The organism is Microcoleus sp. T3_B1 (genome assembly GCF_036700445.1).
Taxonomy (GTDB): Bacteria; Cyanobacteriota; Cyanobacteriia; order Cyanobacteriales; family Microcoleaceae; genus Microcoleus.
The window spans coordinates 24,711-42,662 of record NZ_JAUBOX010000034.1 but is presented as its reverse complement, the minus strand read 5'-3'; the positions used below and the strand labels follow the sequence as shown (position 1 = coordinate 42,662).

Sequence of the window (17,952 nt, the reverse complement as noted above, 5' to 3'; positions counted from 1 at the left end):
TGAATTTAGTTTCAACTCCGGTGCCAGATGGTTGTACCATCCTTTTGATCGATCAGAGTAATGCCCCGATCCTTAAGTTCGTTGCGAATGCGATCGCCCTCAGCGAAATTCTTAGCTTTTCGGGCATCTTTCCGCTGCTGAATCATCACTTCAATCTCCCCATCACTCAAACCATCAACAGCATCATTGCTATCACTTTCCGGCTGAACTTCTAAACCCAAAACCCCCGCCAAACTCACCAATGTCAGCCATTTTTGCTGCAACAAATCCGGCGAAGTTTCTGTTTTTCCATGATGCACTAAAATATTGCCTTCTTTGGCCAATTCCTTAGCCAATTCAAACAAAATCGTCACAGCGCCGGGAGTATTGAAATCATTGTCCATCGCTGATTGGAATTCCTGCACAGCTTTGCTATCCTGTCCAGTTTTCTCAACGTCCCAATTCAGTTGAGAACCGTAGCGCAGCCCAAACAGCAAACCTTCATTGATGGTATTCCAGCCATTTCTAGCGCTAGCGATCGCCTCTTCGGTAAAATCAATTTGACTGCGGTACTGCGCCATCAACACAAACAGCCTCACCGCCATCGGTTCCACCGCTTTTGACTTCTCGCTTCCTTCATTCTTACTCCCCCCCTTACCAAGGGGGGGCTGGGGGGGGTTAGATTCATTCTTACTCCCCCCCTTACCAAGGGGGGGCTGGGGGGGGTTAGATTCATTCTGACTCCCCTCCTGCGTAGGGGCGGTGCCCCCGTGCCCGCCTGCGGGGGGGTTAGATTCCAAATCGCCCGACCAATTCCCATCCAACAAATCGCGAATTGTAATAAAATTGTGCAAAGATTTCGACATCTTTTTGCCATTGACAGTCACAAAAGCATTGTGCATCCAATAATTAGCAAGTGACTTGCCAGTCGCGGCTTCAGATTGAGCAATTTCGTTTTCATGGTGCGGAAAAGTTAAATCGGAACCGCCGCAGTGAATGTCAATTGTTTCGCCCAAGCAATCGCGCACCATCGCCGAACATTCGATGTGCCATCCGGGGCGACCTTTTCCCCAAGATGAATCCCAAGCAGGTTCTCCGGGTTTAGCGCTTTTCCACAGGGCAAAATCAGATGAATCTTGCTTTTTTTGAGCTTCTATTTCTGCGGTTTCCAATCTACCGCTAGCCCCGGCTTGCATTTCTTCCAACTTGCGGCCGGAAAGTTTTCCGTAATCGGCAAACTGCCTCACCTTGTAGTAAACGTCGCCACCGGAAGCATAGGCATAACCTTTATTTTCTAATTCGTGAATCAGCCGTTTAATGCCGTCGATTGTATGGGTGGCGCGGGGATATTCATCGGCCCTGAGAATATTCAGCTTGTCCATATCTACGAAATATTCATCGATGAAGCGTTGCGCCACGGCTTCCATTGTGGAATTTGTTTCGCGGGCGCGGTTGAGAATTTTGTCGTCAATATCTGTAAAATTCTGCACGTAGCGCACATCGTATCCTCGCCACATCAGATAGCGGCGCACCATGTCCCAAACAATGTAAGCGCGGGCGTGGCCGACGTGGCAGTAATCGTACACCGTAACGCCGCAGCAATACATCCGCACCTTTCCTGGTTCGAGGGGTTCAAAAGGTGATTCGCGACGGGTCAAGCTGTTGTAAAGCGTTAGGGGCATGGGATTTGAGATTTGGGATTGAGGTACTGCTCTAATTTATTATATTGCGGTTGGTGAATCTTTCGCTGTCGCTACCAAACATCTGTTAAATCTAAGACAAATCCCGGCAATACATCTTCCCCGGACAAAGTTGTGGGATTATCTAATATTTCCACATCCCGATTTTGTCTGTATATTTCGACTTTCTGATTTTTGCGATCGATTAACCACCCCAAACGAGCTCCATTCGCGATGTATTCCCGCATTTTTTCTCGCAATGGTTCCATGTTGTCCGATTTAGAGCGCAATTCTACAACAAAGTCTGGACAAAGGGGAGCGAAACCTTCTTGTTCTTTGGGTGTGAGAGTTTGCCACCGTTCTAATTTAACCCAGGAAGCATCAGGGGAGCGATCGGCACCATTGGGCAGTTGAAAACCGCTAGAAGAGTTAAATGCTACTCCCAGCTTGGTTTGGCGATTCCACAGCCAGAGTTGTCCTTCAATATCTAGGTTTCGATTGCCTGTCTCGCTTCCTGTGGGGGGCATAACAATTAATTCTCCTGTAGCTGTTCTCTCTAGTCTTAACTCACGGTTGACGGCAGCAATTTGCTGGAACTGTTCGTGAGTTACTTTGAAGGTTTGGGGAATGGTAATGGTGTTGTTGAACATATTGTGCGGCCTCGCGATGGCTATTATCTATTCTATCGTGTCACAGTCTTTTTTACTTTCAAAATTAGATTGACAAACTCCGAAGGTATAGTTTAACATTAAATTAGATGCTAATTTAATGTTATTTATGATAAACCTTTCAAAAGACATACATTCTCTCACGGATTTTAAACGCAATACCACTGAGTTTGTGCAGCGGATCAAGCAAACCAAACATCCTGTGGTTCTAACTGTCAACGGGAAAGCTGAGTTAGTTGTTCAGGATGCTGAATCCTATCAGAAGCTTTTAGATGCGTTTGAGTTATTGGAAACTTTAAAGGGAATTAAACTGGGGTTGGAACAAAGCTCGCGAGGCGAAGGGAAAAAAGCCGAAGATTTCTTTAATCAACTGCTTGATAAGTTAGACAGTTCCCCATGAATCAGAAATATCAAGTCATTATCCAACCCGCAGCGCAAAAAGCCATTGAGGAAGCCTATTTTTGGTTAAGTAATCATTCTTCTCTGAAGGCTAGAACTTGGTTAGAAGGATTGTATAAAGCTACTTTATCGCTAGAAAATATGCCTTCTCGTTGTTCATTAGCATTTGAGAATAGTTTTTTTGACGAAGAAATCAGACAACTGGTTTACGGCAAGGGACGAAATGCCTATCGGATTCTGTTTACGATTGTTGATGATAGCGTTCAGATTATTTTTGTGCGACACGCTGCTCAAAAACCGATAATAGGTGAATCAGACGAGGAAGGTAATAGTTGATGAAAAAAAAAATCTGGATTAGTATTTTAGAAGCGAAGAAATTGATGCGCTCGGCTGATGAAGTTATAGCTTTTGAAAATGCTTTAGCCTCACTTGCCGAGCGTCCTCAAGATAAAGATTTGCCAGATTTACATCTGATTTTAGACGATCGCTGCGAACAGCCAGAAGTCATGTTTGGTTTGATTCATTTTCTAGAATCTTTTGATGTGTCAGCACAGATTCAAGCGTTTGTTACAGTTGTACCGCAATTAATGCTCGTTGCTTCGGAATGGACTAGAATCCTCCACAGCCGCATTTTAAATGATGATGAGGCTTGTCGTTTGTATCGAGATATTTTGCATTTATTGAACTCCCAACAACCTAGTTTTGCTCGTCAATTGCTCGAAGAAAGCGCTAGTTACCATTTAAACAAGCGGGCGGCAAAATTAGAGTTAGCTAGGTAAGATCGATTATTATACAGGATTTCTGAGAAACCCGACTTTTGCCAGAATTCGGGTTTTTGGATGCGTAGTAGCAGCAACTAAGGCCCCCTGTAGGGAATATTATTTTGCATCCCGAAAAAGTGCAAATCCTGATGTAGAAAATAACATCACTACTCCGAATATCGCCCACAATGGATGAAAGCCACCGTCAAGCCTATCTGCATCTGATCTATTTGTTATTAAATTGTCCGACTGAAGATGAAGCAACAGAGATTTTGAATGCTAACTCAGAGTTGGTTGATGATGGGTTAGTGCAAATGATGCTACAAGTTGCTGACTATCTGGCACAGCAGGGGGATGAGAATAACGCTACTTGGTTGCGAAATTGGGCTTCTCATTTGGGTGAGATGATTGCCAACTCTTCAGCGGCAACATCCCTAGAGGTGTATTTTGATTTCTTGATGGAGGTATTGCAGGCAACTCAAGATAGCAAGGGAAACCAGCAGGTGGTGTACCAACTGCTGCAAGATAACCTAGATAAATTGGATGATGACTTTGCCTCTGCATTGCGAGATTGGACAACAGCGAAACTGTCAGAGGTGAAATCAGAAGAAGCACAATACATTGCGGCGATTATTGGTACTTTTAGCAACTGGATTTATGAGTTCCCTCTGGGGAGTGTAGCTAACAATTTGGAGATTGCGATCGCAGGTCATGAAGTTGTGGCTATTGTCTTTACTCGCGAAGCCTCTCCTCAAGGTTGGGCAGCAACTCAAAATAATCTGGCTAATGCCTACTCAGACCGAATCAAAGGAGACAGGGCAGAGAATTTAGAAGTGGCAATTAGCTATTATCAATTCACACTTGAGGTTCACACCCGCGAAGCCCTTCCCGAAGATTGGGCAATGACTCAACATAATCTTGGCAATGCCTACTCATACAGAATCAAAGAAAACAGGGCAGAGAATTTAGAAGTCGCAATTGGCTATTATCAAGCTGCACTTGAGGTTCACACCTGCGATGGCTTTCCCCAATATTGGGCAATGACTCAAAATAATCTTGGCTATGCCTACTATGAGAGAATTAAAGGAGACAAGTCTGAGAATTTAGAAGTTGCAATTAATCATTGCCAAGCTGCACTTTCTGTTTACGCAGGCGAAGCTTTTACTCAAAGTTGGGCAGCGACTCAAAATAATCTTGCTAATGCCTACTATGAGAGAATTAAAGGAGACAAGTCTGAGAATTTAGAACTCGCAATTGGCTATTATCAAGCCGCACTTTCGGTTTACACTTGTGAGGCTTTTCCCAACAAATGGGCATTGATTCAACATAATCTGGCTAATGCCTACCGTGATAGAATCATAGGAGACAAGGCAGAGAATTTAGAAGCCACAATTGGCTATTGCCAAGCAGCACTTTCTGTTTACAACCGCGATGCTTTTCCTCAAAATTGGGCATTGACTCACAACAACCTGGGTATTGCCTACTTATACAGAATTACAGGAGATAAGGCAGGAAACTTAGAAGTGGCTATTGGCTATTGCCAAGCCGTACTATCAGTTTTCAATCGCGAAGTATTTCCCCTAGATTGGGCAATGACTCAACATAATCTGGCTGCTGCTTACTTTAACAGAATCACAGGAGACAAGGCAGAAAATTTAGAAGTGGCAATTCGCTATTACCAAGCAGCACTTGAAGTTTACACCCGTGATGCTTTGCCCCAAGATTATACCGAAACCTTATTTAACCTTGGACTTGCCTACCAACAAATAAACCAGCAGCCTCTTGCCTATGATGCCTTTGCCACTGCTATTGAAACAGTGGAATTTCTGCGTAGCGAGATAGTCTCTGGAGATGAATCTAAGCAAAAACTAGCTGAGGAATGGAACAAAAGCTATCAATCTCTGGTGGAAGTGTGCCTAGAGATGGGCAATTACACCGCAGCGATTGAATATGCCGAACGCAGCAAAAATCGTAACCTAGTTGAACAAATCCTCACCCGTGATTTACATAACATTTTCCCCCCAGAAGCTGTCACAGAACTAGAACAACTTCGAGACGAAATTGCTACTAATCAGAACAAAATCCAGACTGGTAAAACCGATAACCCAGAAACTATAGCGCTACATCTTGTGCAGTTACGACAGCAGCGCAACGACTTACAAAACCGCTATCTACCCATCGGTTCTGGCTTCAACTTTGACCACTTTCAGGCAACTTTAGATGACCACACTGCAATTATCGAGTGGTATATCACTCGTGAAAGCTTCCATACATTTATCTTTACCCACCACAGCCCGCAACCCTTCGTTTTGTCTGCCACCATCGATGACCGAAATGCTTTGGTATATTGGGCTAATGCTTATATAGATGATTACTACGAGCAAAAAGACAACTGGATGACTCAGCTAACTCCGCGACTCAAGGAATTAGCAAAGATATTGCACTTGGATGAGATTCTTTCCCATCTTCCCAAAGATTGTCAGCAGCTAATCCTCATCCCCCATCTGGCCTTACATCTTTTCCCCCTTCATGCTTTACCAGTCGGTGAATTGTGCCTCCTCGATATTTTCCCCAAAGGTGTCAGCTATGCACCGAGTTGTCAGCTATTACTACAAGCACAAAAACGACAACGCCCCGACTTTACCCACCTATTTGCTGTTCAAAATCCTACTAAAGACCGTCCCTATGTTGATTTTGGAGTTGAAGCTATCCGTCCTTATTTTCAGCCGAATGACTATGTTCTCCCTGGAGACAAAGCAATAAAAGCTAGCCTCATTCAATCAGAACAACTACGCTCTGCCCACTGCTTCCACTTCTTCGGTCATGCTACATTTAACTTTGAAAAATCAGCTCTAATTTTGGCGGATGGACACCTGACGCTGGGAGAAATCTTTGCTCTAGACTTAAATCAATGTCGCCTGGTTATCCTCTCAGCTTGTGAAACTGGCATGACAGATTTTAACAGCATCAGCGATGAGTATATCGGTTTACCAAGTGGTTTTCTGTTTGCAGGTAGTCCTAGCGTCGTCAGTACCCTTTGGGAGGTTGATCAACTGTCTGCTGCTTTTCTGATGATTGAGTTTTATGAAAACCTGAGAAAATATAAACAGTTAGAAGAGGGAGATATTGCGATCGCCCTCAACCTAGCACAGAAACGGCTACGGGATTTAACTGTGGACGAATTTAAAAAAAGCCTGATTAAATACAAGCCTCTAATTGATGAAATCCTTAGTAAACTGCCAAAAGTAGAGCGTAGGAAAGCTGAGGCCTCAATAACATATCGCCTATCTCAAGCATATCCCTTTGCTCACCCTTCCGATTGGGCAGCCTTTACAGCTACAGGAATCTAAGCTTCAGACTCTGACGACTCGCAAAACTTATTAACACCTATTTTAGTCACGTTGATAGCAACTAAGGTTGCTAAATTAGCAGGAAACGGCATAAAATCTCTCAAATCCTTGAATAATTCTAGTAAATCACCTGTGTATTTGCTACAGATAACTTTTCGTGCTTTCTCGGTTAACTTGTCTAAATAACTTTGGTCTGACTCTGCCAGAGTGGATTTTGTGTATCCCGACTCAATTGCTAACACTTCTGCTGCATCTTCTAAACTGTTATCACAAGCTTCAACTTCGTCAAGTGCAGCTAATGCCTCTGGATCGCTCGCCAATTCAGAGCGATATTGTGCAATTTGTTCTGATGTAAGTATGGTCATTTGAGGCTGACTCCGTAAAATGTGATTAATGCTTTTTACCTTCACTCCTCCACCAGCTACTGCCGGAAGTTTTCCAGTTTGTCATATTCCCAAAGACAAATATATCTATTCTCAAGCGATCGCTAATTTTTAAATCGAGCGGTTATGCTGGAACGATCGCCTCTTGAAGATGGATAATATTTCCCTCGGAATTTAAGATATAAAACCATTCCCTCGGAATGATAGTTTGATTCAGTATTCTGAGATGATGGCTCAACTCTTCAATAGAGAATGTTTCTACATAAGTGACAGTTTTTGTATCGCAGGGTTTGAGGCGATCGTTTTCTCCAATGTAGCGACCCTCACCAACATAGCCTAAACTTGACAAAAGTTCTTCTACTTCGGGTTCAATGATGGGCATACTTAAGTCGTCATCTGGGTAATCGACAAAAATAGCAATTTTACCTGTTGCCGGAACTTCTAGTTCTGGAGAAGTCCAACCCTGTTTATAGTCCCAAACAATTGTATCTTTAGTCTTCATCTTCGCCTCCTGGGAAAATACACTGCCAAATGGGCTCTCCTGACTTTATGGTGTATAATGTAACAAACAATACATTTATTCTCATGGACTTTTATTTGGATTATATATTAGACTTGCCTGGAGTGAAGGTTGAAAGTTGTACTCAAATTGATGGAAAAATTTTATTAGGACTGAGAATTGTAGGAGAAAGTATGGTTTGTCATCACTGTCAAAATTATACCGAACAATTGCATCAGAATCGACCAATCTTAGTAAGAGATTTGCCAGTGTTTGGTCGTCCTGTGTATTTAAAAGTCCCGCGACGGCAGTTTTACTGTCCTAATTGCCAACGATATCCCACAGAAAAAGTAGATTTTTTGGACATTAAAAGACGGCATACTCAACGATACGAACAAAATATTTATGAGCGTGTCAAACAATCGAGCATGGAGCAAATTGGACGAGAAGAAGGACTGAGTTATGACGAAATAAAAGGAATATTTGAGCAGACAAATAAGCAGAAAAAAAAACCGAATTGGGAACAGGTTAAACGAATTTGTCTCGACGAAATAAGTATGCGGAAAGGTCAAGGAAATTTTGTGACTGTTGTTGGGGACATTTCCGAAGGTAATTTAATTGAGATGATTGATTCTCATCGCTGTGAAGAAATCATTGAAGTCCTTATGCAACAAGCAATTGAGGTTCGAGAGCAAGTTGAGGAAGTGAGTGTTGATATGTGGGGAGGGTTTCCTAAAGTTATCAAAAAAGTATTTCCCAACGCCAAAATTATTATCGATCGTTTTCATGTGATGAAAGTAGTTAATAAAGATTTGAATAAATTACGCAGAGCAGCCGGAATAACAGATAGGAAAAGTAAATATTTATTGTTAAGTAATCGAATAAACTTGAATCCTCTTCAGATTGATAAATTAGAGATGGCACTAGGTAAATCAGAATGCTTGAGAATTGCGTATGAGATGAAAGAAAAATTTAGAAAAATATATGAGACTAATTTGACCGTCAAAGAAGGGCAGGCAAAAATTAAAGAATGGCTAAATCATGCACAAGTATTTTTTAGAGAATCTGCATCAACGAGTGAAAATCATTTTGAGGGTATTTGCAACTACTTTCTTAATCGCACAACAAGTGGAGTTATGGAGGGAATCAACAATCGAATTAAGTTGATAATGCGCCAAGGATATGGCTTTTCTAATTTTAATAATTTCAGGAATCGCGTATTAGCTTGCTTCTCTGATTAGATAAAATTATAACCACAAGTTCAGGAGAGCCGCCAAATGTTTTTCTGAAAGTGTTGAACGGCGAGTAACTTCCGTCCTTTTGCTTCTTCTAAGCAACGTTCAACTGCTTTTTTTCTGGTTCCTGCTACAACGGATTCGGTTTGAGGACTCCCCATACGCTGGATTTCATCTTCAGGATCTTCGAGATAGCCCCGTGGGTTAGTTGTCATTGTCCAAACCTTCCTGCTGCTGTTGACGGGAGCAAAGTGCTTGATCGATCAGCTTGGCGACTATCCAAGAAACCGATCGCTCTTCTGAGGCTGCCCACGCCTCTAAAGCGACTTTCTTTTCTTTGGGGATGTATACCGCTATCAACTCCCGCTTGCGTTTTCCACCCACGAGTTCTTTTTCTTTTAATTCTATAGACATTGTATCTTCTATCTTGGATTTTACTTTGCTACTATATGCTATAGTAGCATATAGTATGAGCGCGCCAACAAAAATTTAATCCCTTGGTGACAGGAAGTGATGGAGAGAAAAGCATCGGGAGAATAGTTGGCTGGAAGTGCGATCGAATTCCTAAAGATATAGATATTGCATACGGATCGCCCCCACCCTCCAAACCCATCAAAAGCCCCCTATCCCCATTTGTCATCAAATCCTGACATTCGCTTCAACACTGATCCCCCAAACCTCTAATATGTCAAGATTCCCTGACAAAGTGATCCCCAAAATCACGAAAATGCGTATAACTACCCAGGATTGAGGCAAAAGACCCCTTGACCCGATCGCAACTTGTCTGCAACATTAAGTCATGACAAACCGATCCCAAAGAAATGCTTCGATTAAGCAGCACTGGGAGTCGAATAGCGCGTGTGCTGCCAGCACAGCGTTGCTAGCAGCACCGATCGCACTCACAAAATCGATCTTGTCAATCAAGAATCGACAGAAAAGTTTTATTTAGATCGGACGGTGCGCGCAGAAGCCAAGAAGTCACAACCCTCGATCGCATTGGGGAAAAGACAAGCTAAAAACAATCAAGGCTTCAAAGGTTGGAGAGATTTGGAAGCTCGATCATATTTGCATTTAAAAGAGTTTCTAACTCAAAAAGTCAACACATTTGTGTTGAAACGAAAAATCTAACCCGCCATCCTAAATTAGTGGAGAACAAACTCATGGCAAAAGAACGCCCACCATTAGAAGAGATGACTTTGCGACAACTCCGCAGAGTTGCTAGCGAATGTGGAGTCTCTCGCTACAGCCGGATGCGGAAATCGCAACTTCTGGCATCAATTCAAGAAATTCAGCGCACCAAATTTTCATACAGTCCATCTCGCAAACTAGAGGCACAAGAAGCAGTGGAAGCAGCAAAGTTTGAACTCGGTCAAGAAGATAGAACCGGCGGTTCTTTGTCATCTGTAGATGAAGGTTTAGCAGATTTGCCCAACGGCTACGGCGAAAGCCGGGTTGTTTTAATGCCCCGCGACCCAGAATGGGCATACACTTACTGGGATATTCCTAACGATCGCAAAGAAGAATTGCGTCGCCAAGGAGGACAGCAACTCGCCCTGCGGATCTACGACGTTACAGATGTTAACCTCGACATTCAAAGCCCGCACAGCATTCAAGAATATCCCTGCGACGAACTGGCGCGGGAATGGTACGTGCCAATCCCCGTGAGCGATCGGGACTACGCGATCGACATCGGCTACCGCTGTGCAGATGGCCGCTGGCTGGTATTAGCTCGATCGGCCGAAGTCCGGGTTCCTCCCGTCTATCCCAGCGACTGGATTGAAGATCAATTCATCACCCTCGACTGGGAAGAAGAATTGCAGGGCAAAACCTTCGCGGAACTGGTTCCTCCGGCCAAGAAACTCGCAAAAGCAGTCAATGGCGGTGGTTACAGCACCAGCAACGCCATCTACGAACAAATCTTCGGCATGGCAGAATCTGCAGAAGCCCTGCGCGTAGCGGGTTCTGTCTTCGGTTCCATGCAGCACGTCGCCGGTTCTGTCCAGCAAGTCGGCATCCACGAACAAGCTCTCAGTTCCTACGTGTTCCCCTCCGGCGTCGGAATGTGGGCTGCTCCCACCATGTCCGGTCTCACCACGTCGGGTGTCGGTATGTCCGGCCTCACCGCGTCGGGTGTCGGTATGTCCGGCCTCACCATGTCGGGTGTCGGTATGTCCGGTCTCACCATGTCGGGTGTCGGTATGTCCGGTCTCACCATGTCAGGTTTCGGTATGTCCGGTGTCGGTATGTCGGGAGTTGGCTTCGCCGCCCCGATGCGCCCCCGCCAGTTCTGGTTAGTTGCTGATGCCGAACTGATCGTCTACGGCGCCACCGAGCCCGACGCTACCGTCTACGTAGGCGGACAGCCGATTAAACTCAATGCTGACGGCACTTTCCGCTTCCAGATGTCCTTCCAAGACGGCTTAATCGACTATCCGATTTTTGCAGTAGCTGCAGACGGCGAACAAAACCGCGCCATCCACTTGAAATTCAACCGCGAAACCCCAGAACGGCGCACCAATACCAAGCAGGATGCTGTTGTTGAATGGTTGGGCTAATTGCAAAGGTCGATCGATCAATGGGTGATAATGCAGGTTTGTGCCAATTTTTTAACCATCACAAGGCATAGCCTCAGCCGACCCTGATTTGTTAAGGTTAATCCCAGACAACAACCCATAACACCCCCTATACACCGTTCTCCTGTTTTGAGGAGCGGTGTTTTTTGTATTTAGAAGGAAGAAGTTCGGCAACGGATTGTGTAACGGATGTAACGGATGTAACGGATGTAAAGGATAGAAGGAAGAAGGAAGAAGGAAGAAGGAAGAAGGAAGAATTATTTATTTAAATGTTCTCAATAGACTTGAATTGCATAAATCTTTGATAGAAGGATTAACCGCAGATTACAGGCAGATAAACACAGATAAACGCAGATAATCTCAAGATAGTTGATGATTTTTGTAATAGGTTTAATATCTATCTGTAGATAGATGTTGATTTAACTCGCCATCTAATCAGTTTAATCAAAATTTGTACTCTTCACTCAAGGATTATTAAGTAAGCTAAAGTTTACTTAAACTTTTATTGCACAAACTCGGTAAATCCAGCGAAACAAAAGAAAGCGAGTTATGAGAGAAAGAAGGCGATCGCACCGCCATTTCTCAAAAGCAAATGCAAAAAATAAATTCCCTGCTGCAACGAAGCCAGAAGCGTCCCCGTCTTTTAGCCTTATTCGCTGCCACATTAGCCGCCGTCTTGCTTTTATTTATTCTGCCGGCACTGACTCAACAGCCAGTCGTGATTACCATGTTAATGCAAGGTCAAGACCTTGTTAACTGGAAACCCTTTGTCAAAGAATTTGAACAGAAAAACCCCGACATTCGCATCAACCTCATAGAAGGACCTTTTGACAGCAACCTCATAGAAAATCTTTACACATCTGCCTTTCTTTTAGGCGAATCGCCCTACGACATCATCAACATGGATATTGTCTGGGTTCCCAAATTTGCAGCCGCAGGTTGGGTAAGCGATTTGACAGACAGAATTCCCCCCGAACAACTATCAAAATTCATCCAAGGTAACGTCGAAGGCGGGCGGTATCGGGGCAAACTTTACCGAATTCCCCACGCTTCCGATGCCGGAATGCTTTATTACCGCAAAGACATTTTAGAACAAGCGAAAATTCCAGCCCCGAAAACCTTTGAAGAGATGGTAAAAATCTCTCAAAACTTGCAGAAACAGGGAAAAGCAACTTGGGGTTATTTGTGGCAAGGTAAACAATACGAGGGAGTATCTGCGATGTTTGTCGAAGTGCTCTCCGGTTTCGGCGGCTTTTGGGCAAACCCGCAAACTTTTGAAGTTGGGCTAGATAAACCGGAGGCAATTAAAGCAGTGGAATTTCTCAAAAATACGATCGCCTCTGGCATTTCTCCTCCGGGTGTCACCACCTACGGCGAAGAAGAAACCCGGCTTTTGTTCCAAAACGGTAAAGCGCTGTTTTTGCGAAACTGGCCGTATGTTTGGAAGCTGGCAAATGCCGAAGGATCGAATGTTAGAGGCAAAATTGCGATCGAGCCAATGCTCAGCAGTACCGGTAAAACAGGCGGTTCCTGCTTGGGCGGCTGGGGCTGGGGAATTGCCAAAACCTCAAAACATCCAGAACAAGCGTGGAAAGCAATTAAATACCTTACCAGCGAGGAAACCCAGCGCAAATTTATTATACAAACCGGTTTAGTTCCCAGTTACAAATCCCTATTTACCAACAAAGAAATAGTCGCCAAATATCCCCACTACCCGCAACTGCTAAAAGTAGTGGAACGATCAGCTTTGCGCCCGCCCCTGGCACAATACGCTCAAGCTTCTGATATTTTGCAGCGTTATTTGAGCTCAGCTTTTACCGGGAGAATGAGTGCAGAACAAGCAATGAAAGCAGCAGCTAGCGAAACTCGTAATTTATTAGGCGGTTTGAAACAACCCCAAGCTTCGTAAATTTGACATCTTGCCTCTGTTAGAAACAGGCAAGATGCCTGTTCCACAAAGAGTTAGAAACAGGCAAGATGCCTGTTCCACAAAGAGTTAGAAACAGGCAAGATGCCTGTTCCACAAAGAGTTAGAAACAGGCAAGATGCCTGTTCCACAAAGAGTTAATTTTTTTATTGTGGGGAGTAGGGGTTGGGCTTCTAGCCCGCCCAAAAATAAATTAAAGGTGAACAATATGCAATTAGACAAGATGCGACAGCGCGAACAAAAAACCGGGTGGATATTAGTAGCACCAGCTTTGATAATTCTGATGCTAGTATTTGCTTACCCAATATTGCGCGCTTTTTGGCTGAGTTTATTCACCCAAAACCTCGGTACAGAATTAAAACTGGTTTTTTCCGGTTTTGCTAACTACAGTCGAATGTTAGGTGACGGGCGTTTCTGGCAAACTTTAGGCAACACCACAGTATTTACTGTCGCCTCTGTTGTGCTGGAATTAATTCTCGGTATGGGCATTGCCTTAGTCTTAAATCAATCCTTCGCAGGGCGCGGCATTGTTCGCACAATCTCCCTGCTACCTTGGGCGCTGCCGACTGCATTGATGGGAGTAGCTTGGGCGTGGATTTTTAACGATCAATACGGCGTAATTAACGATGTTTTGATGCGTTTGGGATTGATTCAAAATAGCATTAGCTGGCTGGGAGATCCGACTTTGGCAATGATGGCAGTGATTACAGCGGATGTGTGGAAAACTACGCCCTTTGTCAGCTTGCTTTTGCTAGCGGGATTGCAATCGATTCCCGGTGATTTATACGAAGCACACGCGATTGACGGCGCTAGTAGCTGGCAGAGTTTCCGTCAAGTTACTGTGCCCCTGTTGATGCCCCAAATTGTGATTGCTATGCTGTTTCGATTTGCCCAAGCTTTCGGCATTTTTGACTTGATTCAGGTGATGACGGGAGGGGGGCCGGCGGGGGCAACTGAGACGGTTTCTATCTACATTTACAGCACGGTAATGAGGTATTTAGACTTTGGGTATGGGGCTGCTTTGGTGGTGTGTACTTTTTTGCTGTTAGTGGCAGCAGTTGCGATCGCCGCTTACCTGTTATCGAGAGCCCGCGCCAGTCAATTTTAGATTTGGGATTTTAGATTTTAGATTGGTACTGGTTAAGTTAGTTTGCGATCGCACACAGAGCCCAGAAACCGGGTTTATTCGTAAATTTCTCGTGACTGTTCACAAAACTCATAGAAACCCGGTTTCTCGCCGCACAATCCTATTTCTTGAAACTCTTGTGGGGTGTCCAGGAAAGCCCGCCCAGAAAGTTAAATCTAAATGCAGAACAACTTAGCACGTTCCTTTAATTGGTATAAATTATGTCGAGCGCCCGCGAACAACCCACCAAAAAAACCTTTGATATCCGGAAATTAATCTTGCCAATCTCAGCGATATTAGTCGTCGCATATTTCCTCGCACCTATTATCTGGCAGGTGCTAACTTCTTTCAAAGTAAATGCAGATATTTCTGCAATTCCCAACGTCTACATTCCCAAACGAATTACTTTCGAGCATTACCTGTCGCTGTTCCAGCGTCGCCCGTTTGCACTTTACATATTAAATAGCGCTTTTGTTTCCATTACTTCAACATTGCTGTGTTTAGCAGTAGGCGCTCCCGCAGCTTACGCTTTAGCCCGGTTGCGGCTGTGGGGCGAGAGAATCATCCTGGCAACGGTGACGATTGTAACGCTATTTCCGGCGGTGCTGCTATTTTTGGGACTGCTGGAAATTGTCAAAGCTTTGAATTTAGGGAATAATTATTTAGCATTAATTATTCCTTACACTGCGATAAATCTGCCGCTGACAATTTTGGTGATGCGGAGTTTCTTTCAACAGTTGCCAAAAGATTTGGAAGATGCGGCTAAAGTTGACGGATACAACACTTTTCAAATGCTGTGGCAAATCGTGCTACCGATGACATTTCCAGCTTTAGTCACAACGGGAATTTTGACATTTATTTCAGCTTGGAACGAGTTTATATTTGCACTAACATTTATGACTCGCGAATCTCTAAAAACAATCCCCGTTGCCACGGCTCAACTCAGCGGCGCGTCAGTCTTTGAGATTCCTTACGGACCGATCGCCGCAGCTACCGTTTTGGGAACTTTGCCCTTGGTTTTGCTGGTTTTGGTGTTCCAGCGGCGCATTGTTCAGGGTTTAACAGCCGGGGCGGTAAAAGGATAGTTTAGAACTCGTTCCTAGGCTCTGCCTGGGAACCGATATCTAGAGGCTCTGCCTCGCTTTTTAAACAGGAAAATTGGAGGCAGAGCCTCCGGATATGCGTGACCAAGCAGAGCCTGGTAACGAGTAAACAATCAACAGTCAACAATCAACAGTCAACAGTCAACAGTCAACAATCAACAGTCAACAGTCAACAGTCAACACTTTAAAAATCATGGCAAAATTGCAACTCAAAAACCTCAATAAAACCTACAGCCCTAAAGTAGTTCCCGTGAAAGACATTAGTTTGGATGTCAGCGAAGGAGAATTTCTGACTTTGCTGGGGCCGTCGGGGTGTGGCAAATCTACGACGCTGCGATTAATTGCAGGGTTGGAACAGCCAACTAGGGGCGAGATTAGAATTGGCGATCGCGATGTCACTTATCTCAGACCGGGCGATCGCGATATTGCAATGGTTTTTCAAAGTTACGCCCTTTATCCGCACATGACAGTATACGAGAATATGGCATCGAGCCTCAAACTTCGCAAAATCTCCTCCAGCGAAATCAACCGGTTAGTGACAGAAGTTGCAACATCCCTAGGATTGACGGAATTAATCGATCGCAAACCCGGAAAACTATCAGGCGGACAGCGGCAGCGAGTCGCCCTTGGCCGCGCATTAGTGCGCCAACCGGAAGTATTTTTGCTCGACGAACCTTTGAGCAATCTCGACGCATTATTACGAGAAAAAGTTAGGGCTGAACTCAAACAATTGTTTTCCTCTCAAAAAGCTCCTGTAGTTTACGTCACTCACGACCAAACCGAAGCAATGACGCTTTCAACAAAAGTCGCAGTTCTCAACAGCGGCAACGTGCAGCAGCTAGATCCGCCACACTTAATTTATACCCGTCCTGCAAATCAGTTTGTAGCGGGTTTTGTGGGCAGTCCGCAAATGAATTTGCTAGTGCTTAAATGCCAGGGAAATTTTGCTCAGTTGGGCGATTTTCGAGTTCGACTACCAGATATGCCGACTGTGCCGCCAGAAATTGTCTTAGGAATTCGCCCGGAACACGTCGGCTTTGCAGATGTAGAGGCCGGCAAGATGTCGGCCCCAGAGGCAATTAAAGGTGAGGTTTTTTTAGTGGAAAACTTGGGGATGCAAAATTTAGTTAGCGTCCGAGTTAAAGGTGTGGAGTCAGTAACGGTGCGGGCTTTGCTGCCAAATGACCGCCACTGGAATTCTGAAATTGTAGAGCTGGTTTTTCCGCCTCAGTTGCTGCACTGGTTTGACGTGAAAACGGGCGATCGCTTGCAATAAGAATTTGCGCTGCAGAGCATGATTGATTAAAAATTCTCTAACCCTGTGCTGAAAAATATTGTTTTTACTTCTAACTAAGTTATGACTTTAGTTAGAGGTAGAACTCTTTGGCTGCTGTTAACGTGATAATCATGTGTGAAAAAACTAATTGGCTGACACATAGGTGGCGTGTTTACCAGATTTAATCGCTAACCTATAACTCTATTTATCTGGTTAATAGCAAGTTGAAGCTAAATTGGCTTCCCCTCGCGTTAGCTGCTGATTTTGGAGCCAGTCTATTAGATGAAAAAATGTTCAAAAATATCACCAATAAACTTAGGGAGTATGACCCAGATGAATTTGATTTCCACAGCCATTGCTCGCATCAGTTCCCTGCTTAAGGGCTTTCAAATCAAGAGTTTTTTGAGTGTTGTCCTAGTCGGTTTTCTGCTGCTAACAACAAATGTTGATTCCGGAAGCAGTAACAAAGGTTTTGGCGCGCAAGCCAGCTCAAAGGCTGATCTAAACAATCCTGAAAGACCCCAAACAACACGGGAATGGAGGCAAGAAGCTCGCGAAACCTCAGACTCTCCGGGCGAACGAGTTCAGAAGATTGGGCAAGAGGCAGGAGCAGCCGTGAAAGAAATGGGGGAGATGTACCAAGACACTGCTAAGAGAAGTGTCCGCGAATTAAAGGATAACTAGCTCCACCTAAAAAAATATAACACTGAGAAACCTGATTGCTTTAAGGGCGCAGCCAAGAGTTCTCGCCCTTCCGGGTTTCTGAACACCTGAAAAGTTTGACGTTTAAAATAGGTTGAGCTAGTTAAGCTGCTGTGCATCTAATTTGACAGTCAATTTTTCTACAATTATTGTGGGACGGGCATCCTGCCCGTCTCTGTATTCAATTTAGATGCGTAGCAGCTTAATACGACAGACGCAATCAAGTAGGCGATCATAAATAAACTAGAACAGACGCTCAAAAACCCAGTTTCTCAGGTGAAACTGGGTTTTT

General features: G+C 44.3%; 19 protein-coding genes. 13 read left to right on the top strand and 6 right to left on the bottom strand.

Annotated elements, in window-relative coordinates:
- Window positions 1-11 precede the first annotated feature (11 nt).
- Window positions 12-1,661: a cysteine--tRNA ligase gene (cysS, locus tag QT990_RS19120; RefSeq protein WP_333465635.1), complete on the bottom strand. Its 1,650-nt coding sequence runs from the start codon at window positions 1,659-1,661 to the stop codon at window positions 12-14.
- 71 nt (window positions 1,662-1,732) lie between these two features.
- Window positions 1,733-2,308, bottom strand: a complete 576-nt coding sequence (locus QT990_RS19115) for a Uma2 family endonuclease (protein WP_333142954.1) — start codon at window positions 2,306-2,308, stop codon at window positions 1,733-1,735.
- A gap of 127 nt (window positions 2,309-2,435) precedes the next feature.
- Here QT990_RS19115 and QT990_RS19110 point away from each other — a divergent pair, with 127 nt between their 5' ends.
- The 4 genes from QT990_RS19110 (at window position 2,436) to QT990_RS19095 (ending at window position 6,836) form a co-directional block, all read left to right on the top strand.
- Window positions 2,436-2,726 (top strand): type II toxin-antitoxin system Phd/YefM family antitoxin, encoded by a 291-nt coding sequence (locus tag QT990_RS19110; RefSeq protein ID WP_333142953.1) that lies wholly within the window; start codon window positions 2,436-2,438, stop codon window positions 2,724-2,726.
- Entirely contained in the window at window positions 2,723-3,061 is a 339-nt protein-coding gene (locus QT990_RS19105; protein WP_333142952.1) for a type II toxin-antitoxin system RelE/ParE family toxin, read from the top strand. The genes QT990_RS19110 and QT990_RS19105 overlap by 4 nt, the downstream gene beginning before the upstream one ends.
- Entirely contained in the window at window positions 3,061-3,504 is a 444-nt protein-coding gene (locus QT990_RS19100) for an Imm30 family immunity protein (RefSeq protein WP_333142951.1), read from the top strand. The genes QT990_RS19105 and QT990_RS19100 overlap by 1 nt, the downstream gene beginning before the upstream one ends.
- 170 nt (window positions 3,505-3,674) lie before the next feature.
- Entirely contained in the window at window positions 3,675-6,836 is a 3,162-nt protein-coding gene (locus QT990_RS19095) for a CHAT domain-containing tetratricopeptide repeat protein (protein WP_333465634.1), read from the top strand.
- Here QT990_RS19095 and QT990_RS19090 read toward each other — a convergent pair.
- Both QT990_RS19090 and QT990_RS19085 read right to left on the bottom strand, forming a co-directional pair.
- On the bottom strand, window positions 6,833-7,201 hold the full coding sequence (locus QT990_RS19090; protein ID WP_333142949.1) for a hypothetical protein: 369 nt from the start codon (window positions 7,199-7,201) through the stop codon (window positions 6,833-6,835). The genes QT990_RS19095 and QT990_RS19090 overlap by 4 nt on opposite strands.
- Window positions 7,202-7,343: 142 nt before the next feature.
- Window positions 7,344-7,721 (bottom strand): hypothetical protein, encoded by a 378-nt coding sequence (locus QT990_RS19085; protein WP_333142948.1) that lies wholly within the window; start codon window positions 7,719-7,721, stop codon window positions 7,344-7,346.
- Between the two features lie 29 nt (window positions 7,722-7,750).
- On the opposite strand from QT990_RS19085, the gene QT990_RS19080 reads away from it, so the two are divergent.
- On the top strand, window positions 7,751-8,959 hold the full coding sequence (locus QT990_RS19080; protein WP_333142947.1) for an ISL3 family transposase: 1,209 nt from the start codon (window positions 7,751-7,753) through the stop codon (window positions 8,957-8,959).
- Window positions 8,960-8,979: 20 nt separating this feature from the next.
- On the opposite strand, the gene QT990_RS19075 is transcribed toward QT990_RS19080, so the two are convergent.
- Both QT990_RS19075 and QT990_RS19070 read right to left on the bottom strand, forming a co-directional pair.
- Entirely contained in the window at window positions 8,980-9,168 is a 189-nt protein-coding gene (locus QT990_RS19075) for a hypothetical protein (protein WP_333142946.1), read from the bottom strand.
- Window positions 9,158-9,367: a ribbon-helix-helix domain-containing protein gene (locus QT990_RS19070; RefSeq protein WP_333142945.1), complete on the bottom strand. Its 210-nt coding sequence runs from the start codon at window positions 9,365-9,367 to the stop codon at window positions 9,158-9,160. Before QT990_RS19070 ends, QT990_RS19075 begins: the two co-directional genes overlap by 11 nt.
- Window positions 9,368-9,811: 444 nt before the next feature.
- Here QT990_RS19070 and QT990_RS19065 point away from each other — a divergent pair, with 444 nt between their 5' ends.
- The 8 genes from QT990_RS19065 to QT990_RS19030 all read left to right on the top strand — a co-directional run bounded on the left by QT990_RS19065 (window position 9,812) and on the right by QT990_RS19030 (window position 17,642).
- Entirely contained in the window at window positions 9,812-10,081 is a 270-nt protein-coding gene (locus QT990_RS19065) for a hypothetical protein (RefSeq protein ID WP_333142943.1), read from the top strand.
- A 32-nt stretch (window positions 10,082-10,113) separates the two neighbouring features.
- Window positions 10,114-11,508 (top strand): DUF4912 domain-containing protein, encoded by a 1,395-nt coding sequence (locus QT990_RS19060; protein WP_333465633.1) that lies wholly within the window; start codon window positions 10,114-10,116, stop codon window positions 11,506-11,508.
- 164 nt (window positions 11,509-11,672) lie between these two features.
- On the top strand, window positions 11,673-11,795 hold the full coding sequence (locus QT990_RS19055) for a hypothetical protein (RefSeq protein WP_333142941.1): 123 nt from the start codon (window positions 11,673-11,675) through the stop codon (window positions 11,793-11,795).
- 323 nt (window positions 11,796-12,118) lie between these two features.
- Window positions 12,119-13,435 (top strand): ABC transporter substrate-binding protein, encoded by a 1,317-nt coding sequence (locus QT990_RS19050; RefSeq protein WP_333465632.1) that lies wholly within the window; start codon window positions 12,119-12,121, stop codon window positions 13,433-13,435.
- A gap of 226 nt (window positions 13,436-13,661) precedes the next feature.
- On the top strand, window positions 13,662-14,561 hold the full coding sequence (locus QT990_RS19045) for a sugar ABC transporter permease (protein WP_333142981.1): 900 nt from the start codon (window positions 13,662-13,664) through the stop codon (window positions 14,559-14,561).
- 239 nt (window positions 14,562-14,800) lie between these two features.
- Window positions 14,801-15,664, top strand: a complete 864-nt coding sequence (locus QT990_RS19040) for a carbohydrate ABC transporter permease (RefSeq protein WP_333465631.1) — start codon at window positions 14,801-14,803, stop codon at window positions 15,662-15,664.
- Between the two features lie 211 nt (window positions 15,665-15,875).
- Window positions 15,876-16,958 carry an ABC transporter ATP-binding protein gene (locus QT990_RS19035; RefSeq protein ID WP_333465630.1) on the top strand — a complete coding sequence of 361 codons (1,083 nt, stop codon included), beginning with the start codon at window positions 15,876-15,878 and terminating at the stop codon, window positions 16,956-16,958.
- 333 nt (window positions 16,959-17,291) lie between these two features.
- A complete protein-coding gene (locus tag QT990_RS19030; RefSeq protein WP_333300568.1) occupies window positions 17,292-17,642 on the top strand; it encodes a hypothetical protein in 351 nt (116 codons plus the stop codon).
- The last annotated feature ends 310 nt before the right edge of the window (window positions 17,643-17,952 follow it).

What these genes read in the sequence shown, in the direction of transcription:
- cysS (WP_333465635.1), bottom strand. Translation starts at nt 1,661, where the DNA reads ATGCCCCTAACGCTTTACAACAGCTTGACCCGTCGCGAATCACCTTTT.
- QT990_RS19115 (WP_333142954.1), bottom strand. Translation starts at nt 2,308, where the DNA reads ATGTTCAACAACACCATTACCATTCCCCAAACCTTCAAAGTAACTCAC.
- QT990_RS19110 (WP_333142953.1), top strand. Translation starts at nt 2,436, where the DNA reads ATGATAAACCTTTCAAAAGACATACATTCTCTCACGGATTTTAAACGC.
- QT990_RS19105 (WP_333142952.1), top strand. Translation starts at nt 2,723, where the DNA reads ATGAATCAGAAATATCAAGTCATTATCCAACCCGCAGCGCAAAAAGCC.
- QT990_RS19100 (WP_333142951.1), top strand. Translation starts at nt 3,061, where the DNA reads ATGAAAAAAAAAATCTGGATTAGTATTTTAGAAGCGAAGAAATTGATG.
- QT990_RS19095 (WP_333465634.1), top strand. Translation starts at nt 3,675, where the DNA reads ATGGATGAAAGCCACCGTCAAGCCTATCTGCATCTGATCTATTTGTTA.
- QT990_RS19090 (WP_333142949.1), bottom strand. Translation starts at nt 7,201, where the DNA reads ATGACCATACTTACATCAGAACAAATTGCACAATATCGCTCTGAATTG.
- QT990_RS19085 (WP_333142948.1), bottom strand. Translation starts at nt 7,721, where the DNA reads ATGAAGACTAAAGATACAATTGTTTGGGACTATAAACAGGGTTGGACT.
- QT990_RS19080 (WP_333142947.1), top strand. Translation starts at nt 7,751, where the DNA reads ATGGGCTCTCCTGACTTTATGGTGTATAATGTAACAAACAATACATTT.
- QT990_RS19075 (WP_333142946.1), bottom strand. Translation starts at nt 9,168, where the DNA reads ATGACAACTAACCCACGGGGCTATCTCGAAGATCCTGAAGATGAAATC.
- QT990_RS19070 (WP_333142945.1), bottom strand. Translation starts at nt 9,367, where the DNA reads ATGTCTATAGAATTAAAAGAAAAAGAACTCGTGGGTGGAAAACGCAAG.
- QT990_RS19060 (WP_333465633.1), top strand. Translation starts at nt 10,114, where the DNA reads ATGGCAAAAGAACGCCCACCATTAGAAGAGATGACTTTGCGACAACTC.
- QT990_RS19050 (WP_333465632.1), top strand. Translation starts at nt 12,119, where the DNA reads ATGCAAAAAATAAATTCCCTGCTGCAACGAAGCCAGAAGCGTCCCCGT.
- QT990_RS19045 (WP_333142981.1), top strand. Translation starts at nt 13,662, where the DNA reads ATGCAATTAGACAAGATGCGACAGCGCGAACAAAAAACCGGGTGGATA.
- QT990_RS19040 (WP_333465631.1), top strand. Translation starts at nt 14,801, where the DNA reads ATGTCGAGCGCCCGCGAACAACCCACCAAAAAAACCTTTGATATCCGG.
- QT990_RS19035 (WP_333465630.1), top strand. Translation starts at nt 15,876, where the DNA reads ATGGCAAAATTGCAACTCAAAAACCTCAATAAAACCTACAGCCCTAAA.
- QT990_RS19030 (WP_333300568.1), top strand. Translation starts at nt 17,292, where the DNA reads ATGAATTTGATTTCCACAGCCATTGCTCGCATCAGTTCCCTGCTTAAG.